General features: G+C 62.8%; 25 protein-coding genes. 15 read left to right on the top strand and 10 right to left on the bottom strand.

What is annotated here, in order from left to right; translation table 11 throughout:
* Window positions 1–12: 12 nt before the first annotated feature.
* The gene (locus ONG87_RS14690; protein WP_084139696.1) at window positions 13–180 is read right to left on the bottom strand and encodes a DUF2897 family protein; all 168 of its coding nucleotides are present in this window, start codon (window positions 178–180) and stop codon (window positions 13–15) included.
* A gap of 205 nt (window positions 181–385) precedes the next feature.
* Here ONG87_RS14690 and pyrF point away from each other — a divergent pair, with 205 nt between their 5' ends.
* On the top strand, window positions 386–1,087 hold the full coding sequence (gene pyrF, locus ONG87_RS14685) for an orotidine-5'-phosphate decarboxylase (protein ID WP_192052953.1): 702 nt from the start codon (window positions 386–388) through the stop codon (window positions 1,085–1,087).
* On the opposite strand, the gene ONG87_RS14680 is transcribed toward pyrF, so the two are convergent.
* From ONG87_RS14680 to ONG87_RS14655, 6 genes are all read right to left on the bottom strand, one after another.
* Window positions 1,077–2,276: a benzoate/H(+) symporter BenE family transporter gene (locus ONG87_RS14680; protein ID WP_192057908.1), complete on the bottom strand. Its 1,200-nt coding sequence runs from the start codon at window positions 2,274–2,276 to the stop codon at window positions 1,077–1,079. The two genes, pyrF and ONG87_RS14680, sit on opposite strands and share 11 nt — an antisense overlap.
* A gap of 109 nt (window positions 2,277–2,385) precedes the next feature.
* Entirely contained in the window at window positions 2,386–2,757 is a 372-nt protein-coding gene (locus ONG87_RS14675; RefSeq protein WP_122476330.1) for a glutaredoxin, read from the bottom strand.
* 28 nt (window positions 2,758–2,785) lie between these two features.
* A complete protein-coding gene (gene folE / locus ONG87_RS14670; RefSeq protein WP_122476328.1) occupies window positions 2,786–3,331 on the bottom strand; it encodes a GTP cyclohydrolase I FolE in 546 nt (181 codons plus the stop codon).
* A 71-nt stretch (window positions 3,332–3,402) separates the two neighbouring features.
* Window positions 3,403–3,960 (bottom strand): Smr/MutS family protein, encoded by a 558-nt coding sequence (locus tag ONG87_RS14665; protein WP_122476326.1) that lies wholly within the window; start codon window positions 3,958–3,960, stop codon window positions 3,403–3,405.
* A gap of 36 nt (window positions 3,961–3,996) precedes the next feature.
* Window positions 3,997–4,317, bottom strand: coding sequence for a hypothetical protein (locus tag ONG87_RS14660; RefSeq protein ID WP_122476324.1), 321 nt, complete (start codon window positions 4,315–4,317; stop codon window positions 3,997–3,999).
* A gap of 33 nt (window positions 4,318–4,350) precedes the next feature.
* Window positions 4,351–4,941, bottom strand: coding sequence for a cysteine hydrolase family protein (locus ONG87_RS14655; protein WP_122476322.1), 591 nt, complete (start codon window positions 4,939–4,941; stop codon window positions 4,351–4,353).
* Window positions 4,942–5,078: 137 nt separating this feature from the next.
* Between ONG87_RS14655 and prmB the strand changes: the two genes are divergently transcribed.
* Complete coding sequence (gene prmB / locus ONG87_RS14650; RefSeq protein ID WP_192047694.1) at window positions 5,079–5,987, top strand: 50S ribosomal protein L3 N(5)-glutamine methyltransferase; 909 nt, start codon at window positions 5,079–5,081, stop codon at window positions 5,985–5,987.
* A 119-nt stretch (window positions 5,988–6,106) separates the two neighbouring features.
* Here the strand turns inward: prmB and ONG87_RS14645 are convergent, their stop codons facing one another.
* A complete protein-coding gene (locus ONG87_RS14645) occupies window positions 6,107–6,889 on the bottom strand; it encodes a hypothetical protein (RefSeq protein ID WP_264381530.1) in 783 nt (260 codons plus the stop codon).
* A gap of 81 nt (window positions 6,890–6,970) precedes the next feature.
* Window positions 6,971–7,924: an alpha/beta hydrolase gene (locus ONG87_RS14640; RefSeq protein ID WP_264381529.1), complete on the bottom strand. Its 954-nt coding sequence runs from the start codon at window positions 7,922–7,924 to the stop codon at window positions 6,971–6,973.
* Between the two features lie 139 nt (window positions 7,925–8,063).
* On the opposite strand from ONG87_RS14640, the gene aroC reads away from it, so the two are divergent.
* Genes aroC through ONG87_RS14625 form a run of 3 tightly spaced genes read left to right on the top strand, consistent with a single transcriptional unit; the run spans window position 8,064 to window position 10,905 of the window.
* Window positions 8,064–9,155 carry a chorismate synthase gene (aroC, locus tag ONG87_RS14635; protein WP_264381528.1) on the top strand — a complete coding sequence of 364 codons (1,092 nt, stop codon included), beginning with the start codon at window positions 8,064–8,066 and terminating at the stop codon, window positions 9,153–9,155.
* A gap of 5 nt (window positions 9,156–9,160) precedes the next feature.
* Entirely contained in the window at window positions 9,161–10,339 is a 1,179-nt protein-coding gene (locus ONG87_RS14630; protein WP_264381527.1) for an MFS transporter, read from the top strand.
* 20 nt (window positions 10,340–10,359) lie between these two features.
* Entirely contained in the window at window positions 10,360–10,905 is a 546-nt protein-coding gene (locus ONG87_RS14625; RefSeq protein ID WP_264381526.1) for an acireductone dioxygenase, read from the top strand.
* Window positions 10,906–11,089: 184 nt separating this feature from the next.
* On the opposite strand, the gene ONG87_RS14620 is transcribed toward ONG87_RS14625, so the two are convergent.
* Window positions 11,090–11,368, bottom strand: coding sequence for a DUF3509 domain-containing protein (locus ONG87_RS14620; RefSeq protein WP_043185483.1), 279 nt, complete (start codon window positions 11,366–11,368; stop codon window positions 11,090–11,092).
* Between the two features lie 359 nt (window positions 11,369–11,727).
* Between ONG87_RS14620 and ONG87_RS14615 the strand changes: the two genes are divergently transcribed.
* From ONG87_RS14615 to ONG87_RS14570, 10 genes are all read left to right on the top strand, one after another.
* Entirely contained in the window at window positions 11,728–12,249 is a 522-nt protein-coding gene (locus ONG87_RS14615) for an ankyrin repeat domain-containing protein (protein WP_122476308.1), read from the top strand.
* 63 nt (window positions 12,250–12,312) lie between these two features.
* Window positions 12,313–12,843: a hypothetical protein gene (locus tag ONG87_RS14610; RefSeq protein WP_122476306.1), complete on the top strand. Its 531-nt coding sequence runs from the start codon at window positions 12,313–12,315 to the stop codon at window positions 12,841–12,843.
* A 90-nt stretch (window positions 12,844–12,933) separates the two neighbouring features.
* Complete coding sequence (locus tag ONG87_RS14605) at window positions 12,934–13,125, top strand: PLDc N-terminal domain-containing protein (protein ID WP_043185491.1); 192 nt, start codon at window positions 12,934–12,936, stop codon at window positions 13,123–13,125.
* A gap of 200 nt (window positions 13,126–13,325) precedes the next feature.
* Window positions 13,326–15,413 carry an LTA synthase family protein gene (locus tag ONG87_RS14600; protein ID WP_264381525.1) on the top strand — a complete coding sequence of 696 codons (2,088 nt, stop codon included), beginning with the start codon at window positions 13,326–13,328 and terminating at the stop codon, window positions 15,411–15,413.
* A 175-nt stretch (window positions 15,414–15,588) separates the two neighbouring features.
* The gene (locus ONG87_RS14595) at window positions 15,589–15,825 is read left to right on the top strand and encodes a hypothetical protein (RefSeq protein ID WP_122476302.1); all 237 of its coding nucleotides are present in this window, start codon (window positions 15,589–15,591) and stop codon (window positions 15,823–15,825) included.
* A gap of 220 nt (window positions 15,826–16,045) precedes the next feature.
* Complete coding sequence (locus tag ONG87_RS14590) at window positions 16,046–16,387, top strand: ribonuclease E inhibitor RraB (protein ID WP_122476300.1); 342 nt, start codon at window positions 16,046–16,048, stop codon at window positions 16,385–16,387.
* A gap of 376 nt (window positions 16,388–16,763) precedes the next feature.
* Window positions 16,764–18,173: a circularly permuted type 2 ATP-grasp protein gene (locus tag ONG87_RS14585; RefSeq protein ID WP_122476298.1), complete on the top strand. Its 1,410-nt coding sequence runs from the start codon at window positions 16,764–16,766 to the stop codon at window positions 18,171–18,173.
* A gap of 12 nt (window positions 18,174–18,185) precedes the next feature.
* Window positions 18,186–19,136 (top strand): alpha-E domain-containing protein, encoded by a 951-nt coding sequence (locus ONG87_RS14580; protein ID WP_122476296.1) that lies wholly within the window; start codon window positions 18,186–18,188, stop codon window positions 19,134–19,136.
* Window positions 19,133–19,966: a transglutaminase family protein gene (locus ONG87_RS14575; protein WP_192057920.1), complete on the top strand. Its 834-nt coding sequence runs from the start codon at window positions 19,133–19,135 to the stop codon at window positions 19,964–19,966. Before ONG87_RS14580 ends, ONG87_RS14575 begins: the two co-directional genes overlap by 4 nt.
* Window positions 19,967–20,504: 538 nt before the next feature.
* Entirely contained in the window at window positions 20,505–21,230 is a 726-nt protein-coding gene (locus ONG87_RS14570) for an amidotransferase (RefSeq protein ID WP_264381524.1), read from the top strand.
* Window positions 21,231–21,252 lie beyond the last annotated feature (22 nt).

Here is a 21,252-nt window from a genome sequence, read left to right as displayed (position 1 = left end):
TTCACGCGTCTGTCAGCGGTTGCGGGCGTCCTTTGCATCCATTTCGGCGTTGCGTTCGTGCACCTTCTTGAGCTGCTCATCGGTCAATGGCAGCTTCTGGGCACTTTGCTTGAGCACCATCAAGCCACCGACGATCGAGCCGATGGCCACCAACAATATCAACCAGGCATACCAGGGCATGGGACACTCCTTGCGCGGTGCGCCGAGAATGCGCGGCGCTTGTGAAGGTTGGAGCGACAGTGGGTCGCAGTGGTTCCATCATAGCCCTTGGCGATCGCGCCGGGGCGTTGCTTCGAGCCGGTGGTGGTGGCTGTGCAGGGCGCCCGCGGCCGGGCAAAATCCGCTACAATGCGCGCCGATTTCGACCTGCCTCCGAGAACCCGCCATGTCCGTCTGCCAGACTCCCATCATCGTCGCCCTGGATTACCCGACCCGCGAAGCGGCCCTGAAGCTGGCCGATCAACTGGATCCCAAGCTGTGCAGGGTCAAGGTGGGCAAGGAGCTGTTCACCAGCAGCGCCTCGGGCATCGTCGAAACCTTGAACGCCAAGGGCTTCGAGGTGTTCCTGGACTTGAAATTCCACGATATCCCGAACACCACCGCCATGGCCGTCAAGGCTGCGGCCGAAATGGGCGTGTGGATGGTCAACGTCCACTGTTCCGGCGGCCTGCGCATGATGACGGCTTGCCGCGAGGTGCTGGAACAGCGCTCTGGCGCCAAGCCATTGCTGATCGGCGTCACCGTGTTGACCAGCATGGAGCGCGAAGACCTTGCCGCCATCGGCCTGGACATCGAGCCGCAGGAGCAGGTATTGCGCCTGGCGGCGCTGGCGCAAAAAGCCGGCATGGATGGTCTGGTCTGTTCGGCGCTCGAAGCCCAGGCCTTGAAGGCAGCCCACCCGACCCTGCAGCTGGTAACCCCAGGCATTCGCCCGGCCGGCAGCGCCCAGGATGACCAGCGGCGCATCCTCACACCTCGCCAGGCGCTGGATGCGGGTTCCGATTACCTGGTGATCGGGCGTCCGATCAGCCAGGCTGTCGATCCAGCCCAGGCGTTGGCCGATGTGGTTGCGCAGATCAACGGCTGAGCTTGCCCGCGTTGAGAATCAGCAACGTCAGTACGCCGGCAATGATCCCCCAGAACGCCGAGCCTACCGAAAACAGCGTCAGGCCCGAGGCGGTGACCATGAATGTCACCAAAGCGGCCTCGCGCTCCTTCGGCTCGCTCATGGCCTGAGTCAGGCCATTGATGATGGAGCCGAACAACGCCAGTGCGGCGATCGACAGCACCAGCTCTTTGGGCAAGGCGGCGAACAGCGCTGCCAGTGTGGCGCCGAACGTGCCCGCAATCGCATAGAACACGCCGCACCAGACCGCCGCGGTATAGCGTTTGGCAGGGTCTTCGTGGGCATGCGGGCCCGTGCAGATGGCCGCGCTGATGGCCGCAAGGTTGACCCCATGGGAGCCGAACGGCGCCATCAGCAACGAGGCGATACCCGTCACCGAGATCAATGGCGAGGCCGCTACCTGATAGCCATCGGCGCGCAGTACGGCAATACCCGGCATGTTCTGCGAGGTCATGGCCACCACGAACAGGGGGATGCCGATGCTGATGGTCGCGGCCAGGGAAAAGGACGGCGTGGTCCACTGCGGCACGGCGACCTGCAGGCTGAAATGGCTGAAATCGAGCAGGCCGAGCGCGCCGGAAACCAGCGTGCCGATGACCAGCGCCGCCAGCACCGCATAGCGCGGCGACAGCCGTTTCACCATCAGGTAGGTGAAGAACATGCACAGCACCAGGGCTGTGCGATGCTGCGCGGCGACGAATATCTCGCTGCCGATCTTGAACAGGATACCGGCCAGCAGCGCTGCGGCCAGCGAAGCTGGCAGGCGCTTGAGCAGGCGGTCGAAACTGCCGGTCAGGCCGCAGATCGTGACCAGCACCGCGCAGGTGATGAACGCGCCGATGGCTTCGGGGTAACTCACGCCGCCCAGGCTGGTGATCAGCAGGGCCGCGCCCGGTGTCGACCAGGCGACCGTGATGGGGGTGCGGTAGCGCAGCGAGAGACCGATGCTGCACACCGCCATGCCGATCGACAGTGCCCAGATCCACGAGGATATCTGCGCGGTGGTCAGGCCGGCGGCCTGGCCGGCCTGGAACATCAGGACCAGCGAGCTGGTGTAGCCGGTCATCATGGCGATGAAACCGGCCACCACGGCAGATGGCGCCGTATCGGCCAGCGGACGCAGCGGGGCGACGGTGGTGGGGTTGGGCATGGCGGTCCGATCCTTGTCCTGAGCAGCGTCGGTCAAGGGTAAGCCAAGGTGTACAGGCGCATGCGGTACAGCGGCGCGATCAATCGGCGATACAGCTGGGCGACAGCACTCAGGCTGCCGCGAAGCGGGTGTTCAGGTAATCGATGATCACTTTGGAATCGTACATCCAGGTGACCTTGCCGGCCTCCTCGATACGCAGGCAGGGCACCTTGATCTTGCCACCCTCGGCCAGCAGGGTATCGCGCGCCACCGGGTCGTTCTTCGCGTCGCGCAGGGGTACCGGCACATTGAGCTTGTGCAGGGTGCGGCGGGTCTTCACGCAGAACGGGCAGGCGTGGAACTGATAGAGAGTCAGCCCGCTGGCGGCGCGGTCGACCTCGGCCTGCGCTTCGGGGCTGCGCTTGCGACGCGGTGGGCGGGTGAGCAGGTCGCCCGCCACGATTACCTGGCCCAGTCCGATACGCAACGCTTTCATCAACATGTGGCAGCCCTCGAGGTTGGGGTACGGCTTACTTGATCAGGCTGAGAAATTCGCTGCGGGTCGCCGCGTTGTCGCGGAACTCGCCCAGCATCACCGACGTGATCATCGAAGAGTTCTGCTTCTCGACGCCACGCATCATCATGCACATGTGCTTGGCTTCGATGACCACGGCGACACCCAGTGCACCAGTGACCTGCTGCACCGCATCGGCGATCTGCCGGCCCAGGTTTTCCTGGATCTGCAGGCGGCGAGCGTACATGTCGACGATACGCGCCACCTTGGACAGCCCGAGCACCTTGCCGCTGGGAATGTAGGCAACGTGCGCACGGCCAATGAACGGCAGCAGATGATGCTCGCACAACGAATAGAGTTCGATATCCCTGACCAGGACCATTTCGCTCGCGTCGGAGCTGAACAGCGCACCGTTGGTGACTTCATCGAGAGTCTGCTCATAGCCGCGGCACAAGTACTTCATGGCTTTGGCGGCGCGTTTGGGCGTGTCGAGCAGGCCTTCGCGGTTAACGTCCTCGCCGAGTTGGCCAAGGATCTCGGTGTAGTTCTGTTCCAGGGACATGATCAAACCTGTGGGGAATATTTCGCAGACGCGAAGGGTACGGCTCCGCTCGCACGGGTGCAAGCGAAGCGTTATTCGTCGCGGCCTTCGAGCATGGTGCGCTTGAGCATCACGTACACCGCGCCGGCGCCGCCATGGCGTGGCTGGCAGGAGGTGAAACCCAGCACCTGCGTGTGCTGACGCAGCCAGGTGTTGACGTGGCTCTTGATCATCGGCCGCTTGCCGTCCAGGCGCACTGCCTTGCCATGGGTCACGCGCACGCAGCGGATTTCGAAACGGGTGGCTTCGGCGAGGAATGCCCAGAGCGTTTCGCGGGCTTTCTCCACCGTCATGCCGTGCAGGTCGAGGCTGCCTTCGAAGGGAATCTGGCCGACCTTGAGCTTGCGCATCTGGCTTTCCTGGACGCCGTCGCGCGCCCAGTGCAGGTCGTCCTCGGGGCCGACGTCGATGACGAACTGATCGGACAGCCCGTCGACCGTCGTGCCCTGGGTGCCCACCGTGGCTGCCTGGCGCAGTGCCTGCAGCTTGAGCTTGTCGGCTTTCGGCCTGCCGGTGTCGGCGCGATCGTGCTGGATGCGCCGCACGCCGCGCATCTGGTCCTTGAACAGGGAAAATTCGTCGTCTTGCATGAAGGTCTCCACCACGGGAGCGCTAGTCTACGCGACTCAATCGTGCTTTTTCATCAGGTGCGGGGCCAGGCCGAGTTCACGGCTGCGGCGCATTCCACGGCGGCTGCGGCGCCAGAGCCACAGGCCAAGATAAAGCACCAGCAGCCCCATGCCAGCGAGTATGGCCGCGCCGCTGGTGGTGGTGTCCAGCCCGATTATCTGCGGCGGATGCCCCAGCAGGGTGGCGACGCCGGCCATCGCCAACAACAAGCCGAGGGTCAGCAGTACGGCGCCCAGCCCCGCGCCCAGCCGATAGCGCCAGCCACCGGGAGCACGTTTCCTGAGTCTGCGCGCATTGAAACCATGGGATGACTTCATTGATTCCTCGGTGGCGATCGGGCCGGCTGGGGGTCAGAGCAAGTCGCCGGTCATGGCAACCGCGGCGAAGTTGTCACGCATGATGGCCATTTCAGCTTCCTGCACCTTGGCCGCGGCAAGCACGCCATCGCCCTGGGGCAGGTCGCGGGTCGCGCAGGCGTCGGCCACCAGGGTGCAGCGATAACCGTAGTCCTTGGATGCACGCACGGTGGTGCTGACGCTGGAGTGGCTCATGAATCCGCAGACGATCAGGTCCAAGTGGCCATAGCTCTGCAGGAGCTCGTGCAGACCGGTGTTGTTGAAGGCATTGGGCATGCGCTTCTCGACCACGGCTTCGTCGCCCTGCGGTTCGAAACCTTCGATGAACTCGCCGCGCCGGCCCTGGGGATCGAACAGCCCGCCAACGGTGCCCAGATGGCGGATGTGCACCACCGGCCGCTTGGCCGCACGTGCCGCAGCTACCAGGCTGGCGATGTTGGCCAGCGCATCGTCCATGCCCGACAGGGCCAGGTCGCCACTGAGGTATTCCTTCTGCGCATCGATGATGATCAGGCTGGCGTTGGCGATCCGGGTGGGCGGGAAACCGCGGCCACTGAGTTGGAACATCGTCTTTGGAACGGACATCTGGGGCTCCTTTGGCTAGGGCTTTTGCCGCATTGTCCTCTGCTCGAGCCGTTCTGTGAATCGGATTGAGCGAACATCGCGAAAATCACCCACGGGCCTCTGTTAATATTCCGGCTTGATTCGACCGAGGAACTTTTGTGATCACTTCCCGCTTGCGCACTGTGCGCGACCACATCCGTTGGGCCGTCAGCCGTTTTCATGGCGAAGAGCTGTTCTTCGGCCACGGTACCGACAACGCCTGGGACGAAGCCCGTCTGTTGGTGCTGGGGGCGTTGAACCTGCCCTATGAAATCGCCGACAGCTACCTGGATTGCCGCCTGGAAGACGATGAAATCGTGCGTGTGCAGCACCTGCTCAAACGGCGCATGGAAGAGCGCGTGCCGGCCGCCTACCTGATCGGCGAGGCATGGTTTTGCGGCATGTCGTTCATCGTCGATGCGCGGGTGCTGGTGCCGCGTTCACCGATCGGCGAACTGATCGAGAACCGCTTCGAGCCGTGGCTGAGCCAGCCGCCGGCGCGGATTCTCGACCTGTGCACCGGTTCGGGCTGCATCGGCATCGCCTGCGCCGACGTTTTTCAGGACGCTGAAGTAGTGCTGGCCGACCTGTCGTTCGAGGCGCTCGAGGTGGCCAATCAGAACATCGAGCGGCATGGCCAGGAAGAGCGGGTCTATACGGTGCAGGGCGATGGTTTCGAAGGGCTGCCTGGGCAGCGTTTCGACCTGATCGTGTCCAACCCGCCCTATGTCGATGCCGAGGATTTCGCCGACATGCCCGCCGAGTATCAGCACGAACCCGAGCTGGGCCTGGCCTGTGGCGACGACGGCCTTAACCTGGTACGGCGCATGCTGGCTGAGGCGGCGGATCACCTCAACGACAAAGGCCTGTTGATCATCGAGGTCGGCAACAGCCAGGTGCACGTCGAGGCGCTCTATCCGGAGGTGGATTTCAACTGGCTGGAGTTCCAGCGCGGTGGGCACGGCGTGTTCATGCTCAGTGCGGCACAGTGCCGTGAACATCAGGCGTTGTTTGTCTCGCGTATCTGAGGGCGCATGAACTGTAGAGCGGGTTGCGCTCGCGAACGTCTGCAGCGGTTTGGCTCGATACCGCGGTAACGCGTTCGCGGGCAGAGCCCGCTCCCACCCATTTTTTGCGAGTGCCGCTGTCAGCGGTGGGTGGCGATCCAGATCAGCAGCGCGGCCTGGAACACGGCGAATGCAATCAGGCAGGCGATGGTGAAACGCAGGCCGCTTTCCTCGCGCGAGAATTTGCCGATACGTTCCTGCTGGCCGTGCAACTTCAACTCCATCTCCTGCAACTGCTGCTCGGCCATCTGCAGCATCTCGCTGGCCGCCAGCACCTCGACCACCTGCACTTTCTCCACGTTCCAGGTGCTCAGCAACTGGCTGACGGCAATCGGTTGGTACTGGCCCTTGAGGCGTTGCACGTCTGCGTATTCGACGTTCAAGCCTTGGGTGCGCAGTGCGTGATCTCGCCGATCCAGGCCGGCCGGCTGGAGCGCTTCCTTGCTCGACAACGCCGCGCCTTGCAACGTGTAGTGCGGCCAATGACGCTGCAGCCATGCAGCGGCGTGGGCCATGACGAAGCGCCCCAGGCCACGGTTGACCGGTTCCAGTTGCAGGCCTGCGTCACTGCCCAGGCTGACTTGCCGTAGCTGATGATCGACCCAGACATCCAACCGGTTCTGCTCGCTGCGCACGCGCTGGCCGGGCAACTGGATGTCCAGGCGCAACAGGCTCAGGGCAGGGTCGTGGCGCTCGGCCATGCCGAACTGCACGAAGCGCAAGGGGCGCGGCCCACTGGCCCGGTCGGCGGGCAGGGGCGCCAGGCGCAGCATCCTGAACTGCTCGGGGGTCACCTCGGCCCACGGCCGCGGCGGCGCTGCAGGTTCTTCGACGATGGCTTCTGGCGGGGCTTGTTCGGTCATGGCGCGATCCTCTTCACGGACCTTGTATCGGCCGTGCCTGCCCACTCTTGAACGCTGCCATGGGTCCCCTGGCGCGTTGGGTCAAAGCCCGTCGATGAACTTCACCACTGCCTGACCCAGTTCCGCCGCCAGCGGACGTTTGTGGTCACGATACGACTTGAGTTGCGAAGGCAGGTCCATCGGCACGATACGCAGCACGTGGTTCATGCCGGGAATCAGCGCCAGCTGCGCATCGGGCTTGGCGCGTTGCAGTGCCTGCGCATCGCCAATCCCGACCTGGATGTCGTTGCTGCCCTGCACGATGAGGGCTGGGATCTTCAAGGCGGCGAAGGCCTGCGCAGGGTCCTGGCGCAACAGCGAAATCAGGTAAGGCTGCACGCTGGGGCGAAACAACACCTGCAGGGGCTTGGGCACGTCCGGGTCATACTGCCCGGCTTCCAGCCGCTCGATCAGTTGGTAGCTGCGCGGTTGCAGTTCGGCTGGCAGGCGTTCGCCGATCTGCTCGCGCAACACTTCGCCCAGGGGACGACCGCTGCCCGACAGCGAAATCACCGCATCGGCATTGGCGCGCGGCGCTGCCAGGGTGGCGATCAGCGCACCTTCGCTGTGGCCCAGGATGATCAGCGGGCCGAAACGCGGGTCGCGCTTGAGCTGCGCGCTCCAGGCCACGGCATCGTCGACGTAGCCTGCCACGCTCAGATCACGCTCGTCGGGGGTGGCCTTGCGCCCGGTGGCCACGCCGCGTTTGTCATAGCGCACGCTGGCAATGTTGTTCTGCGCCAGTAGCAAGGCGAGCTTCTTAAGGCTGTCGTTGCGACCCGCCTCGGGATTGTTGCCGTCCCGGTCGGTCGGACCGGAGCCGGAAATCATCAGCACCACCGGCACCGGCCGATCCGCGCGGGGCACCAGCTGCGAGCCGTACAGCTTGCCCTGAGCGGTCTGCAGCTCGATCGGGCGCCTGGCAATATCAGGGGTGGCGGCCAGCGCAGCGGTGCTGCTGACGAACAGTATCATGGCCACCAATCGGAACGTCATCTGCAACATCATCGAGCCACTATCGAGGGAAGTGCGCTTTGGACTGGGGCGTCCAGCTAAGGTTCAGGGATGAACTGGCCGTCGACCCTGCGTATACTGGCGCTCTGTCTGATTCGGTTGATTTCGCGGAGCGCCCTGCATGTCCGGCAATACCTTCGGCAAGCTGTTCACTGTCACCACCGCTGGCGAAAGCCATGGCCCGGCGCTGGTCGCCATCGTCGACGGCTGTCCGCCAGGGCTCGCAATTTCCGTGGACGACCTGCAGCGCGACCTCGATCGACGCAAGCCGGGCACCAGCCGGCACACGACCCAGCGTCAGGAGCCCGATGAAGTCGAGATTCTCTCCGGGGTGTTCGAAGGGCGTACCACCGGTACCTCCATCGGCCTGCTGATTCGCAATACCGATCAGAAATCCAAGGACTACTCGGCGATCAAGGATCTGTTTCGCCCGGCCCACGCGGACTACACCTACCATCACAAGTACGGCGAGCGCGACTACCGTGGCGGTGGCCGCAGCTCGGCGCGCGAAACGGCCATGCGCGTGGCCGCAGGCGCGATCGCCAAGAAGTACCTGGCCACCCAGGGTATCCAGGTCCGCGGCTACATGAGCCAGCTGGGCCCGATCCCGATTGCTTTCAAAAGCTGGGACGGCGTGGAAGACAACGCCTTCTTCAGCCCCGATCCGGACAAGGTCCCGGAGCTGGAGGCCTACATGGACCAGCTGCGCCGCGACCAGGATTCGGTCGGTGCCAAGATCACCGTAGTGGCCGAAGGCGTCATGCCGGGGCTGGGCGAGCCGATCTTCGATCGCCTGGACGCCGAGCTGGCCCATGCCTTGATGAGCATCAACGCCGTCAAGGGCGTGGAAATCGGCGCCGGTTTTGCCTGCGTCGCCCAGCGCGGCACCGAGCACCGCGACGAGATGACGTCCGATGGGTTCCTCAGCAACCATGCGGGGGGTGTGCTGGGTGGTATCTCCTCGGGCCAGCCGATCGTTGCCCACCTGGCCCTCAAGCCAACGTCCAGCATCACCACGCCGGGCCGCTCGATCGACGTCCACGGCCAGCCGGCGGACGTCATCACCAAGGGCCGCCATGACCCGTGCGTGGGCATCCGCGCCACGCCCATCGCCGAGGCCATGATGGCCATCGTGTTGATGGACCACCTGCTGCGCCATCGCGGGCAGAACGCCGAGGTCAAGGTCGACACTCCGGTACTGGGCCAGCTTTGAGCGCGATGTCGCCGCCTGCGGGCCATTCGGTCCCGTATTGGCGGCTGTCCACCTTCTACCTGTTCTACTTCGCCCTGCTCGGGTCGACGGCGCCGTTCCTGGCGCTGTACTTCCACCATCTGGGCTTCGACAGCGCGCGCATCGGCGAGCTGGTGGCGATTCCCATGCTCATGCGCTGCGTGGCGCCCAACCTGTGGGGCTGGCTGGGCGACCGCACCGGTCGACGCCTGGCCATCGTGCGCATCGGCGCGGTCTGCACCCTGGCCAGTTTTTCCCTGATCCTGGTGGACACCGGCTACGCTTGGCTGGCAATGGTCATGGCCCTGCATGCCTTCTTCTGGCACGCGGTACTGCCACAATTCGAAACCCTGACGCTGGCACACCTGCAGGGGCAAACCGCACGTTACAGCCAGGTCCGCCTGTGGGGCTCGATCGGCTTCATTCTGGCGGTGGTGGGCCTGGGCCGGGTATTCGAGAGCCTGAGCCTGGACACCTATCCCTACGCGTTGCTGTTGATCATGGCCGGTATCGTCGCGGCCAGCGCGTGGGTGCCGGATGTGCCCGCCGGCGAGGGCCCTCGCCGCACGACCGGGGAGGGCTTCATGAAACAGCTGGTACGCCCCGGCGTATTGGCGTTCTATGGGTGTGTGGGCCTGATGCAGCTCAGCCACGGCCCGTACTACACGTTTCTTACCTTGCACCTGGAGCAGTTGGGCTACAGCCGTGCAGTGATCGGCATGCTGTGGGCCGTCGGAGTCGTGGCCGAGGTCTTGATGTTCCTGGCCATGAGCCGGATTCTGGCGCGCTTTTCCCTGCGTCATGTGCTCATCGCCAGCTTCCTTCTGGCGGCCGTGCGCTGGCTTCTGCTGGGCAGTTTCGCCGAACACCTGTGGCTGCTGGTGCTGGCGCAGCTGATGCACGCCGCCACCTTCGGCAGCTTCCACGCGGCGGCGATCCATTTCGTGCAGCGCAGTTTCGGCGCCCATCAGCAGGGTCAGGGGCAGGCCCTGTATGCCGCACTGGCTGGCGTCGGTGGCGCCTTGGGTGCGCTGTACTCCGGCTACCTGTGGCAATCCCTGGGCGCCACCGGCACCTTTGCCCTGGCCAGCCTCGCCGCGTTCGCTGCCGCATTGATCATGCTCAGACGCACACCCCATGATCTGCCACCTGTGGCCAGTCACTGAAACCCATTCGAGGAATTTGCATGAGCCGCCTGAGCGTCTATCACCACAGCACTGCAGACATCCCCAACAAGGTGCTGAGCCACACCGAAGACATTGCGGCTACGCTGGCAGAGCTCGGTGTGCGCTTCGAGCGCGCCGGATCGACGCTGCCCGTGTCGTTCGAGGCAAGCCCCGAAGAGATCGTCGCGACCTGCCGCGCCGAAGTCGACGCCTGGATGGCCCAAGGTGGCTACATGAGCGTGGACGTGCTCAGCCTGGACGAGAACAACGTGCAGCACACCCCGACGCAAGCCGAACTGCTGCGTGAGCATCGTCTTATCGGTGAATGGGTGCTGTGCGTGCTGGCGGGCCGAGCGCTGTTGAACCTGCACGTTGGGGGTTACGTGTACGCGCTGCTGTGCGAGCGCGATGATCGCGTCGTGGTTCCGGCAGGCATGGCCCATTGGCTGGACATGGGCGAGAGGGGGCGACTGATTGCGTTGCGTGTGCTCACCGATTCACGCGGCTGGTGCCCGGAGTACGTGGTGCAGCCAGCGAACGATCGGTTTCCGAGGCTGGACGACTGATCCGGCTTTTATCGAGGCGAAAAAAAACCCGATACCAGGATGCGCCAGGTATCGGGCTTTAGAAGAAACAGAGGTCAAGCAACAGCGTTCAATCAAACAGCAGGGGTCAAACGAACGGCGGTCCAGCGAATACGTGCCGAGCAACACTTGCCGGGCAGATCAGCTCGCGCTGATCTCGCGCTGATCAGGCCGAGTGGTAGGTCGGCAGGGCGAAGCGGTTCTGGCTTTGCAGCATATTGATCGCTGGCAGCTGGCTGGCTTCGCCGGCCAGGTCGCGACGAATCGCGCTGATGACCCAGGTCAGTTGCTCAGGGGTGTGCAGCTGAGCGTAGGAAATCGAGCGTTTGATCTGTTTGCCATCGGTGTCACGCAGGGTCAGCAGAACAGCACCATCCGGACGCGGCTGGGTGGTCACTTCGTACTCGGAGAAAACGGAAACGAATTTTTCGTGGAGGAAGTTCATGTGCAGCTCCTAGCAAGTTGGCAGGCATGTCTAGGTAGTTGCAGCGAGTGTGCCAAGTTTCGTTAAATATAAAATCCTTTTAAATCAACAGCTTGTGAATATCGCAAAATTCGGGCTCCGTGCAATTTGCATGAATGGTCGTCGAGCATGCTGCATTTTGCGCGGCGTGGTGGGTCTGACGGTAAGTCGCCCGGAGGGAATGACAGGCGCAGCACGGATTTTTTCCCGCGTCACTACTGTCTATGACCACAAATCGCCAATAAATTCCCGCTTCCAGGGGCGATAGCCAGGCTCTGTTGCAGGCTTGAAGCCCAGCGGGAACACTGCCTACCGTGAACCATTTGCCAGGAGGTTTTGCCATGACCCAACCCGACGCTCGCCAGATGAACGACGAAGAAGCAGCCGAGTTCGCTGAACAAGTGTTCGACGTCGCTCGCAACGGTGATGCACAGATGCTCGAGCGCCTGCTGGAGAAGGGCCTGCCGCCCAATCTGCGCAACCACAATGGCGATACCTTGTTGATGCTGGCGACCTATCACGGCCACCTCGATGCGGCACGCGCGCTGCTGCAATACAAGGCCGACCCGCTGATTGCCAACGACAAGAACCAGCTGCCCATGGCTGGCGCCGCCTTCAAGGGCAACCTGCCGATGGTGCAGTTGCTGATCGAGCAGGGCGCCCCGGTCGATGGTGCATCGGCCGATGGCCGGACCGCGCTGATGATGGCCGCTATGTTCAATCGCACGGAAATGGTCGAATACCTGCTGGCGCAAGGCGCCAACCCGAACGCGGTGGACGCCCAAGGCATCGATGCGCTGGGCGCCGCGCGTGCCATGGGGGCTACGCTGACCATCGAACAGCTGCAGAAGCTGGCGGCCTGATACCCGCCTGGCTGAATTGCGGCTATCCTTGCGGCCTTTTTCCAGCGCCGCAGGGGTTGCCTCATGAAACAGTCACTTGTCGAACTCATCGGTAAAATCGGTTCGGGCTGCATGCGCGATGAAGACATCGAACGCATTGCCGATGAGGCCGCCCAGGCCTACGCCGATCCCCAGGCCTTCCTGGCCGCCAACCCCGACATCAACTACGACGACAGCTTTGCCATCCCGCTGGGCGAATGGGTGGTGGTGGGCAGCCTGCCCGACACGGTCATTTTCCAGGCCGACACCTACCCCGAGCTGCTGCAGCAGATCATCGACTCGTTCGGGCCCGATGTGACCTTCAACATCAAACCCAAGCAGCTGAGCAAGGTCGAGGCGCTGACCGCACTCAATCGTATCCAGGTGCAACTGGGAGCCATGAGCAAGGAGGAGGGCGGCTACGTGCTGTTCAACTTCAGCCAGCCGCTGGACGATGAACTGCAGATGGTGCTGGTGTACGGCAAGGATGTGGATCGGGTGATGGCGCTGGGTGCCGAATTGCACATCGTGGCAGTACCTGCCCTGGAGGCATTGCGCGTCGCACTGCACGTCTGAACGCCAGTTCCAGCTTTCGCTCGGTTGCCACGGAACCCCTGCGACACGCCGCTATCCTAGTTGATGCATGCCATCCACAAGGAGTATCACATGGGTTCCACTTTCAATAGCCTGATCGGCCTGATCATCCTCGCGCTGGACATCTGGGCGGTCATCAACGTCATCAAGAGTGGTGCCTCGACCGGGGCCAAGGTCCTGTGGGTACTGCTGATCATCCTGCTGCCGGTATTGGGCCTGATCATCTGGGCAATCGCCGGTCCACGCGGCAACGTACGGGTCTGAATACAACAGGTCGAACCTGCAACGGGTTCGACCTGCCAGCCCTGCCGACGTATCATCCTCGGCCCGACCGCCGTTTCGCGGCCGCAGCAAAGAATCTGAACGGAATTTTCACCTGTCTTCACGGACAATCCGCGCCCAGATTTCACCTTCGCGTCACCCATAGACCCTAACCGACAGACCTCAACGGACCTTTCCCACACATGGCTACTCCGGACGCCTTGAGTCAAAAGCAGGCCGCGCGCGGCACCCTGCAACCGACCGTCAAATCGCACCTGGCTTATACCCTGCTCAGCGGCCTGGCAATCATGCTGATGCTGAGCGGATTGCGCCTGGCCTTGCTGATGTACAACCGCGAGATGATCGGTGATACGCCTGCCAGCACCTTCGTCGAAGCTTTCCTCAATGGCTTGCGCTTCGACCTGCGCCTGGTGGTGTACCTGCTGATTCCACTGCTGCTGGCGGTACTCAGCGCTCGCGCCATGCGCTGGCGCGGGCTGTTCCGGGCCTGGCTGACGGTAGTGTCCAGCGTGGTGCTGCTGTGCGGCCTGATGGAGATGGACTTCTACCGCGAGTTTCACCAGCGCCTCAACGGCCTGGTGTTCCAGTACGTGAAGGAAGACCCCAAGACCGTGCTGAGCATGATCTGGTATGGCTATCCCGTAGTGCGCTATCTGCTGGCCTGGGTCTTCGTGACCTGGCTGCTGAGCCTGGTGTTCAAGGGCTTCGACCGCCTGACCCGTCCGCGCGTCGCCACCGCGGCCAGCGTCGGCAAGCCGGTAGCGCCGTGGTATGCACGCGTCGGTGTGTTCGTGGTCATCCTGCTGATTGCCGTGGTGGCCGCGCGCGGCACCTTGCGCCAAGGCCCACCGCTGCGCTGGGGCGACGCCTACACCACCGATTCGAACTTCGCCAATCAGCTGGGCCTCAACGGCTCGCTGACACTGATCGCCGCCGCGAAAAGCCGCATGTCCGAAGACCGCGACAATATCTGGAAAGCGACCCTGCCGCAGGACGAAGCGCAGAGCGCCGTCCGTGAAATGCTGCTGACGCCCCACGACACCCTGGTGGACAGCGACACCGCCGCGGTGCGCCGCAACTTCCAGCCGCCTCAGGCCAACACCCTGCCGATCAAGAACGTGGTGGTGATCCTGATGGAGAGCTTTGCCGGCCATTCGGTGGGCGCGTTGGGCGCCGAGGGTGGCATCACGCCGTACTTCGACAAGCTGGCCCAGGAAGGCCTGCTGTTCGATCGCTTCTTCTCCAGCGGTACCCATACCCATCAGGGCATGTTCGCTACCATGGGCTGTTTCCCCAACCTGCCGGGCTTCGAATACCTGATGCAGACCCCCGAGGGCAGCCACAAGCTCTCCGGGCTGCCGGAGATGCTCAGCGCCGCGCGTGGTTACGACGACGTGTATGTCTATAACGGCGACTTCGCCTGGGACAACCAGTCCGGGTTCTTCAGCAACCAGGGCATGACCACGTTCATCGGCCGCAACGACTTCGTCAATCCAGTGTTCTCCGATCCGACCTGGGGCGTGTCCGACCAGGACATGTTCGACCGCGGCAACGAAGAACTGGCCAAGCGCGGCGCCGCCGGCAAGCCGTTCTACGCACTGCTGCAGACCCTGTCCAACCACGTGCCCTACGCTCTGCCGGCAAATCTGCCAGTAGACAAGGTCACCGGGCGCGGCAGCCTGGACCTGCACCTGACCGCCATGCGCTACTCGGACTGGGCCTTGGGCCAGTTCTTCGAAAAGGCGCGCAAGGAGCCGTACTTCAAGGAAACCCTGTTCATCGTGCTGGGCGACCATGGCTTCGGTAACCAGAAGCAGATCACCGAGATGGACCTGGGCCGCTTCAACGTACCGCTGCTGCTGGTCGGGCCGGGCATCCAGGAGAAATTCGGCAAGGTCAACCACACCGTCGGCTCGCAGCCCGATGTGGTACCGACCATCATGGGCCGCCTGGGCGGCGCCAGCCAGCACCAGTGCTGGGGACGCGACCTGCTCAACCTGCCTGCCGGCGACCCCGGCTTCGCCGTGATCAAGCCTTCGGGCAGCGAGCAGACCGTGGCGATCATCAAGGGCGACCGCATTCTGGTCGAGCCCCGTGACATGGACACGCGGCTGTATCGCTATCAGCTGGGCCGTGAATTCGACGCCCAGCTGATCCCCGATGCCGACGATGTGCCGCAATTGCGGGCCAAGCTGGACTCGTTCATCCAGACCGCGACCAAGAGCCTGCTGGACAACACCGCAGGTGCGGTGGAGAGCAAGCAGGAGTAAGTACCTGGTGTACTGTAAAAGGCCCTTCGGGGCCTTTTTTCATGGCCGTGTCGGCGCTGCGTGGCACGCCTCCGGCAATCCGCTGGCCGGAACGAATCCCCGCCGCTGCGAGTCAACGTTGTGTGAGCGTATCAAGCAGATTCCTGCCTGAATTCCGTCGAGGAGATGTACACCGATGAAAGAGTGGAAAATCAGCTTCGTCAACAAGGATGGCGTGCTGGACAGCATGGCTATCCGTGCTGACACCTGCCCGTCGATCGAAGAGGCGGCAACGCTCGTTCGCTCCAAGCTGTACCCCGTCGCAGCCGGACTGGATGAAGTCAATCTTCCCGACAACGTTGCCTCGCCGGTTGCCAAGACCCTCAAGTCGCAGCACAGCGTGGAAATCACGGCCATCACCGAAGTCGCATGAATTTCATCTGATCCGGGCCATTGGCACGGGCCCGGCCTTCGCGCTACTCTGCGGGCAGGGTCCCCACGGATCCTGCTGCTCGTTTTCGTACCATGCTTCTTGCAACAGGCTCGATTCCAGGCGCCGCGTCCTCGACGCTGCACCGCACCCATTCCTTGTTCCGAGGAGGTTCTGGAAGTACTGAAAGTCTATCCGTCGTTATTGCTGAGGGAGACGATTCATGAGCACAACCTATCAAGAAGACATCAGCAGCAATGTATTGCGCCGCATGAAAGAGGGCGGTTTCGATTTCGCACGCATTCATCCTATCGAGTTCTATGCGGTCTTTCCCGATGAAGACCGGGCGCGGACGGCTGCCGGCAAGTTTCGCGGCGAGTCGCTCAATGCCCAGATAAGCGAGCGCGACGACGGTGCCTGGCACCTGGAGTTAAGCAAGCTGATGTACGCGACCTACGGCGGCATCGGTGAATTCGAGCAGGATTTCGAAGCCGTGGTCGAGCCTCTGGGAGGTGAAATCGAGGGGTGGGGCGTGAAGCACGAGGTCCAACGCCCGCAGGCCTGAAACCAGGTGGACCACGGCAGCGCCGTGGTTCACCTGCTCAGCGAATCGCAGGCAAAAAAAAGCCGCTCACTAGGTGGCGGCGAAAGGGAATTCGGTGACTCGCAATGGGGCGCCAAGCTTTTGCCGGTGCCGATGAATTAAATATGCACTAACGCTGCAAGCTATTGAATTCAACTCTGTCTATGCTGGTCATAGCCTCAAGCCGCTTGAAAAATCCGCTTCGCAATGAAGCGTATGTCAGCGGCGTTCGGACGTTGCCGCACAATAACGGTGCACGGTTCCCGGCTGGGAATTCCAAGCGCTTGATTTAATGGCACATATGCCGATGGCACGGGCCTTGCGAAGGCTCTTGGGTCCGGGTGACAAGGAGTACGGCATGAGCCGCACCTATTATGATGAGATGTACGATGCCGATGGCCAAGTTCGCCCGCATTACCGGGAGTTCGCCCGTTGGTTGGCCGATACGCCGCAGGAACTGCTTGCCCAGCGTCGACGCGAGGCCGATTTGTTGTTTCATCGAGCCGGCATCACCTTCACCTTGTATGGCGACGAGCAGGGTACCGAACGGCTGATTCCCTTCGACACCATTCCACGCAGCATTCCTGCCAGCGAATGGCGCATCGTGGAGCGTGGCTGTATCCAGCGCGTCAAGGCGCTGAACATGTTCCTCGCCGACCTGTATCACGACCAGCGCATCATCAAGGCCGGGATCATCCCTGCCGAGCAGGTGCTGGCCAACGAGCAGTATCAGCTGGCGATGCAAGGACTGGACTTGCACCGCGATATCTATTCGCACATTTCCGGGGTCGACCTGGTGCGCGACGGTGACGGCTCCTACTACGTCCTGGAAGACAACCTGCGCACGCCCAGTGGCGTGAGCTACATGCTCGAAGACCGCAAGATGATGATGCGGCTGTTTCCCGAGTTGTTCGCCGCGCAGCGCATCGCTCCCGTGGATCACTACCCCAATCTGCTGCTCGATACCCTGAAAAGCTCCAGCGCGATCGACAATCCCAGCGTGGTGGTGCTGACCCCGGGCCGGTTCAACAGTGCGTTCTTCGAGCACGCCTTCCTGGCGCGCGAAATGGGCGTGGAACTGGTGGAAGGTGCGGACCTGTTCGTGCGTGACGACAAGGTGTTCATGCGCACCACCGACGGACCCAAGCCGGTGGACGTGATCTATCGACGCCTGGACGACGCCTTCCTCGATCCATTGGCTTTCAACCCCGACTCCATGCTCGGCGTACCCGGCCTGCTGGCCGCGTATCGCTCCGGAAATGTGGTATTGGCCAATGCCATCGGCACCGGCGTGGCCGACGACAAGTCGGTCTACCCCTTCGTCACCGACATGATCCGCTTCTACCTGGATGAAGAACCCATCCTCAAGAACGTGCCGACCTGGCAGTGCCGCAAGCCTTCGGAGCTGTCCCATGTGCTGGCCAACCTGCCTGATCTGGTGGTCAAGGAAACCCAGGGTTCGGGTGGCTACGGCATGCTGGTAGGCCCTTGCGCGAGTGCCGCCGAAATCGAAAACTTCCGGGCGCGCCTCAAGGCCCGACCCCATGCCTACATCGCCCAACCCACGTTGTCGCTGTCAACCTGCCCGACGTTCGTCGAGAACGGCATCGCACCGCGCCACATCGACCTTCGCCCCTTCGTTCTGGCCGGCCGTGAAACCCGCGTGGTGCCAGGCGGCCTGACCCGCGTGGCGTTGCGTGAAGGCTCGCTGGTGGTGAATTCGTCGCAGGGCGGCGGGACCAAAGACACCTGGGTGGTCGAGGATTAAGGATGCCTGCCAATGCTAAGTAGAACTGCCTCTGATCTGTATTGGATGTCGCGCTATCTGGAGCGCGTCGAAAACCTCGCGCGCATGCTCGATGTCAGCTATTCGCTGTCGTTGATGCCGCAGGATGGCCGCGGTGACGGCCTCGACGAAATCGCCATGCCGCTGTTGATCACCGGCACCCTGGAAGACTACCTGGAACGTCACGGCCAGCTGCATGCCGAGCGCCTGCTGCATTTCTTTGCTTTGGATCCGGCCAATCCGGCCAGCATCTACAGCTGCCTGGGGGCGGCACGGGCCAGCGCTCATGCGGTACGCGGGCGGATCACTGCCGACATGTGGGAGAACATCAACTCCACCTGGCTGGAGATCCGCGGGATTGCCGAGCAGGGCGTGGGTCGCTATGGCATGAGTCGGTTCTGCGACTGGGTCAAGGAGCGCGCCCACCTGTTTCGTGGAGCGACCTATGGCACGCTGATGCGCAACGATGCGTTCCGCTTCATTCGCCTGGGCACCTTCATCGAGCGCGCCGACAACACCCTGCGCTTGCTCGATGCGCGTTACGAAATGCTCGGCGACGATGCCTATTCAGTCGACGACAGCTCGGCCCGTGGTTACTACCAGTGGAGTGCGCTGCTGCGCGCGCTGTCGAGCTTCGAGGCCTACACCGAAATCTATCGCGATGCACCGGCCGCCAAGCCGGTGGCCGAACTGTTGCTGCTGCGCGCCGACGTGCCCCGTTCGCTGCGCGCGTGTACCGAGGAGATCAACCAGATTCTCGCCGACCTGCCCGGCGCCAATGGTCGCCCGGCGCAGCGCCTGGCCGCCGAACTGGATGCACGCCTGCGCTACACCGGTATCGACGAGATCCTCGACGAAGGCCTGCACGAGTGGTTGAACGAACAGATCCCGCTGGTGCGCCAGTTGGGCAATGCGATCCACAGTGCCTATCTGGAGGCTGTATGAGGCTTAACATCAGTCACGAAACCGCCTATCACTACGATGACGAGGTGCGCGCCAGCATCCAGTACCTGCGCCTTACGCCGCACGACAGCGAACGCCAGCGCATTCTCAGCTGGCAGCTTGACCTGCCGCGCCCGGTGCGCGCCCAGCTCGACCCGTTCGGCAACATCCTGCATGTGCTGACCCTGGACGAGCCGCACGACGCGATCATCATCGGCGCGCGTGGCCAGGTCGAGATCGACGAAACCCGCGAGGCCGAACACGAGACACAGTCACCACTGCCGTTCCTGCGGTTCACCCGGCTGACCGAGGCCGACGACGCCTTGCGTGCCTTTGCCGCCGAACAGTGCCACACGCGGCGCGACCGCAATGGCCTGATCGACCTGATGCAGGGCCTGCACCAGCACATCACCTACACCAGCGGTGCGACGGCCGTGGACACCTGTGCCGCGCAAGCCTTCGCCAGCGGCGCCGGGGTCTGTCAGGACCACACCCATGCCTTTCTTGCCTGTGCCCGCAGCCTGGGGATCCCGGCACGCTATGTCTCTGGCTACCTGTTTACCGAGGACACCGAGCACATGGCCAGCCATGCCTGGGCCGAAGCCTGGCTCGACGATGCCTGGTACAGCTTCGATGTGACCAACCAATTGGCGCGTCCGGAACGCCACTTGAAACTGGCGATAGGCCTGGACTACCTGGATGCGTGCCCGGTGCGCGGCATGCGTCGCGGTGGCGGTTTCGAGCAGATGCACGCCAAGGTACTGGTCGCGCCGAGCGCACCTGTGGTCAGCGTGGCCACTGCGCCGCAGTCCCAGAGTCAGACTCAAGGCTAGATTTCGGACGTGCGCCTGCACAGGCGCCGGTGCGGCGGGAGCGCCCTGAGGTTTGACCGCGAAACGTCAGCTGAACAGCCTGCCCAGATTGGGCAGGATCAGCACCAGCGTCATGGTGAACACGATGAGTCCGGCCTGGCGGATTTTTGGATGTTTGAACATGGCAGACTGCCTATGAGTTATGTTCTTCCTGGCGCCAACCCATGCTGCAACCGCGGTTGAGCTTGGCGAAAAGGTGCACCCCCCACGACTCGATGTACCCATACGGCTGCATCAATAGTCATGCTTTTACCTTAGAACCCTTGATTGACGGGCCTTAGAACGCTTTGCCACGGTAGGCAGGGTCGTTTCGATCAAACTCGACTAAGGAACTCTTTTGCCGATTTTGAACATGCCGTGCTAGACGCCCAAGAAGGCAAATGCAAGCTCGGCGATGTGAATTACCGTTCATCGGGCAAATCCGGCGCAGCTTCACTTGCCAGCCAGCGCCGATAACGGGCAGGCTTGCTACCTGCGTTCCCTCTCCATCGAGTGACCTATGACCCTCAACATCTGCATCCTGGAAACCGACGTCCTGCGGCCCGAACTGGTCGAGCAATACCATGGCTACGGCCGCATGTTCGAAACGTTGTTCGCCAGCCAGCCCATTCCTGCCAAGTTCACCGTGTTCAACGTAATGAACGGTGAATACCCACCGGCCGATGCCCACTACGATGCGTATCTGGTCACCGGTAGCAAGGCTGACTCCTTTGCCACCGACCCGTGGATCGAAACGCTCAAGACGTTTCTGCTGGAGCGCTACCAGCGCGGCGACAAGCTGCTCGGCATCTGCTTTGGCCATCAGTTGCTGGCGCTGCTGCTGGGCGGCAAGGCAGAGCGCGCGACCCAAGGCTGGGGCGTGGGCACCCATGAATACAGCCTGGCCAACCGTGCGTCCTGGATGAGTCCGGAAGTCGAAACGTTGACCCTGCTGATCAGCCATCAAGACCAGGTGACGTCGCTGCCGCAGAACGCATCGGTCGTGGCGTCGAGCGAATTCTGCCCATTCGCGGCCTATCAGGTCGGTGATCAGGTCCTGTGTTTCCAGGGACATCCGGAATTCATCCATGACTATTCCAGAGCGCTGCTCGACATTCGTCAGCAGCACCTGGGCGAGCCGGTGTATCAGAAAGCCATTGCCAGCCTGGACCGTGATCACCACGGCATCACCGTGGCTGAATGGATGATGCGTTTCGTCGCGCAGGGCACCCCGCCCGCGGCGTGACGCTCGTGCCCTGTGGCAGGGT

Source organism: Pseudomonas sp. MM227, from assembly GCF_947090715.1.
GTDB classification, from domain to species: domain Bacteria; phylum Pseudomonadota; class Gammaproteobacteria; order Pseudomonadales; family Pseudomonadaceae; genus Aquipseudomonas; species Aquipseudomonas baltica.
This window is presented reverse-complemented; position numbering and strand designations above follow the sequence as displayed.

Excerpts from the sequence above, each read along its gene's own strand:
- ONG87_RS14690 (WP_084139696.1), bottom strand. The coding sequence starts at position 180 with ATGCCCTGGTATGCCTGGTTGATATTGTTGGTGGCCATCGGCTCGATC.
- pyrF (WP_192052953.1), top strand. The coding sequence starts at position 386 with ATGTCCGTCTGCCAGACTCCCATCATCGTCGCCCTGGATTACCCGACC.
- ONG87_RS14680 (WP_192057908.1), bottom strand. The coding sequence starts at position 2,276 with ATGCCCAACCCCACCACCGTCGCCCCGCTGCGTCCGCTGGCCGATACG.
- ONG87_RS14675 (WP_122476330.1), bottom strand. The coding sequence starts at position 2,757 with ATGTTGATGAAAGCGTTGCGTATCGGACTGGGCCAGGTAATCGTGGCG.
- folE (WP_122476328.1), bottom strand. The coding sequence starts at position 3,331 with ATGTCCCTGGAACAGAACTACACCGAGATCCTTGGCCAACTCGGCGAG.
- ONG87_RS14665 (WP_122476326.1), bottom strand. The coding sequence starts at position 3,960 with ATGCAAGACGACGAATTTTCCCTGTTCAAGGACCAGATGCGCGGCGTG.
- ONG87_RS14660 (WP_122476324.1), bottom strand. The coding sequence starts at position 4,317 with ATGAAGTCATCCCATGGTTTCAATGCGCGCAGACTCAGGAAACGTGCT.
- ONG87_RS14655 (WP_122476322.1), bottom strand. The coding sequence starts at position 4,941 with ATGTCCGTTCCAAAGACGATGTTCCAACTCAGTGGCCGCGGTTTCCCG.
- ONG87_RS14645 (WP_264381530.1), bottom strand. The coding sequence starts at position 6,889 with ATGACCGAACAAGCCCCGCCAGAAGCCATCGTCGAAGAACCTGCAGCG.
- ONG87_RS14640 (WP_264381529.1), bottom strand. The coding sequence starts at position 7,924 with ATGACGTTCCGATTGGTGGCCATGATACTGTTCGTCAGCAGCACCGCT.
- aroC (WP_264381528.1), top strand. The coding sequence starts at position 8,064 with ATGTCCGGCAATACCTTCGGCAAGCTGTTCACTGTCACCACCGCTGGC.
- ONG87_RS14630 (WP_264381527.1), top strand. The coding sequence starts at position 9,161 with ATGTCGCCGCCTGCGGGCCATTCGGTCCCGTATTGGCGGCTGTCCACC.
- ONG87_RS14625 (WP_264381526.1), top strand. The coding sequence starts at position 10,360 with ATGAGCCGCCTGAGCGTCTATCACCACAGCACTGCAGACATCCCCAAC.
- ONG87_RS14620 (WP_043185483.1), bottom strand. The coding sequence starts at position 11,368 with ATGAACTTCCTCCACGAAAAATTCGTTTCCGTTTTCTCCGAGTACGAA.
- ONG87_RS14615 (WP_122476308.1), top strand. The coding sequence starts at position 11,728 with ATGACCCAACCCGACGCTCGCCAGATGAACGACGAAGAAGCAGCCGAG.
- ONG87_RS14610 (WP_122476306.1), top strand. The coding sequence starts at position 12,313 with ATGAAACAGTCACTTGTCGAACTCATCGGTAAAATCGGTTCGGGCTGC.
- ONG87_RS14605 (WP_043185491.1), top strand. The coding sequence starts at position 12,934 with ATGGGTTCCACTTTCAATAGCCTGATCGGCCTGATCATCCTCGCGCTG.
- ONG87_RS14600 (WP_264381525.1), top strand. The coding sequence starts at position 13,326 with ATGGCTACTCCGGACGCCTTGAGTCAAAAGCAGGCCGCGCGCGGCACC.
- ONG87_RS14595 (WP_122476302.1), top strand. The coding sequence starts at position 15,589 with ATGAAAGAGTGGAAAATCAGCTTCGTCAACAAGGATGGCGTGCTGGAC.
- ONG87_RS14590 (WP_122476300.1), top strand. The coding sequence starts at position 16,046 with ATGAGCACAACCTATCAAGAAGACATCAGCAGCAATGTATTGCGCCGC.
- ONG87_RS14585 (WP_122476298.1), top strand. The coding sequence starts at position 16,764 with ATGAGCCGCACCTATTATGATGAGATGTACGATGCCGATGGCCAAGTT.
- ONG87_RS14580 (WP_122476296.1), top strand. The coding sequence starts at position 18,186 with ATGCTAAGTAGAACTGCCTCTGATCTGTATTGGATGTCGCGCTATCTG.
- ONG87_RS14575 (WP_192057920.1), top strand. The coding sequence starts at position 19,133 with ATGAGGCTTAACATCAGTCACGAAACCGCCTATCACTACGATGACGAG.
- ONG87_RS14570 (WP_264381524.1), top strand. The coding sequence starts at position 20,505 with ATGACCCTCAACATCTGCATCCTGGAAACCGACGTCCTGCGGCCCGAA.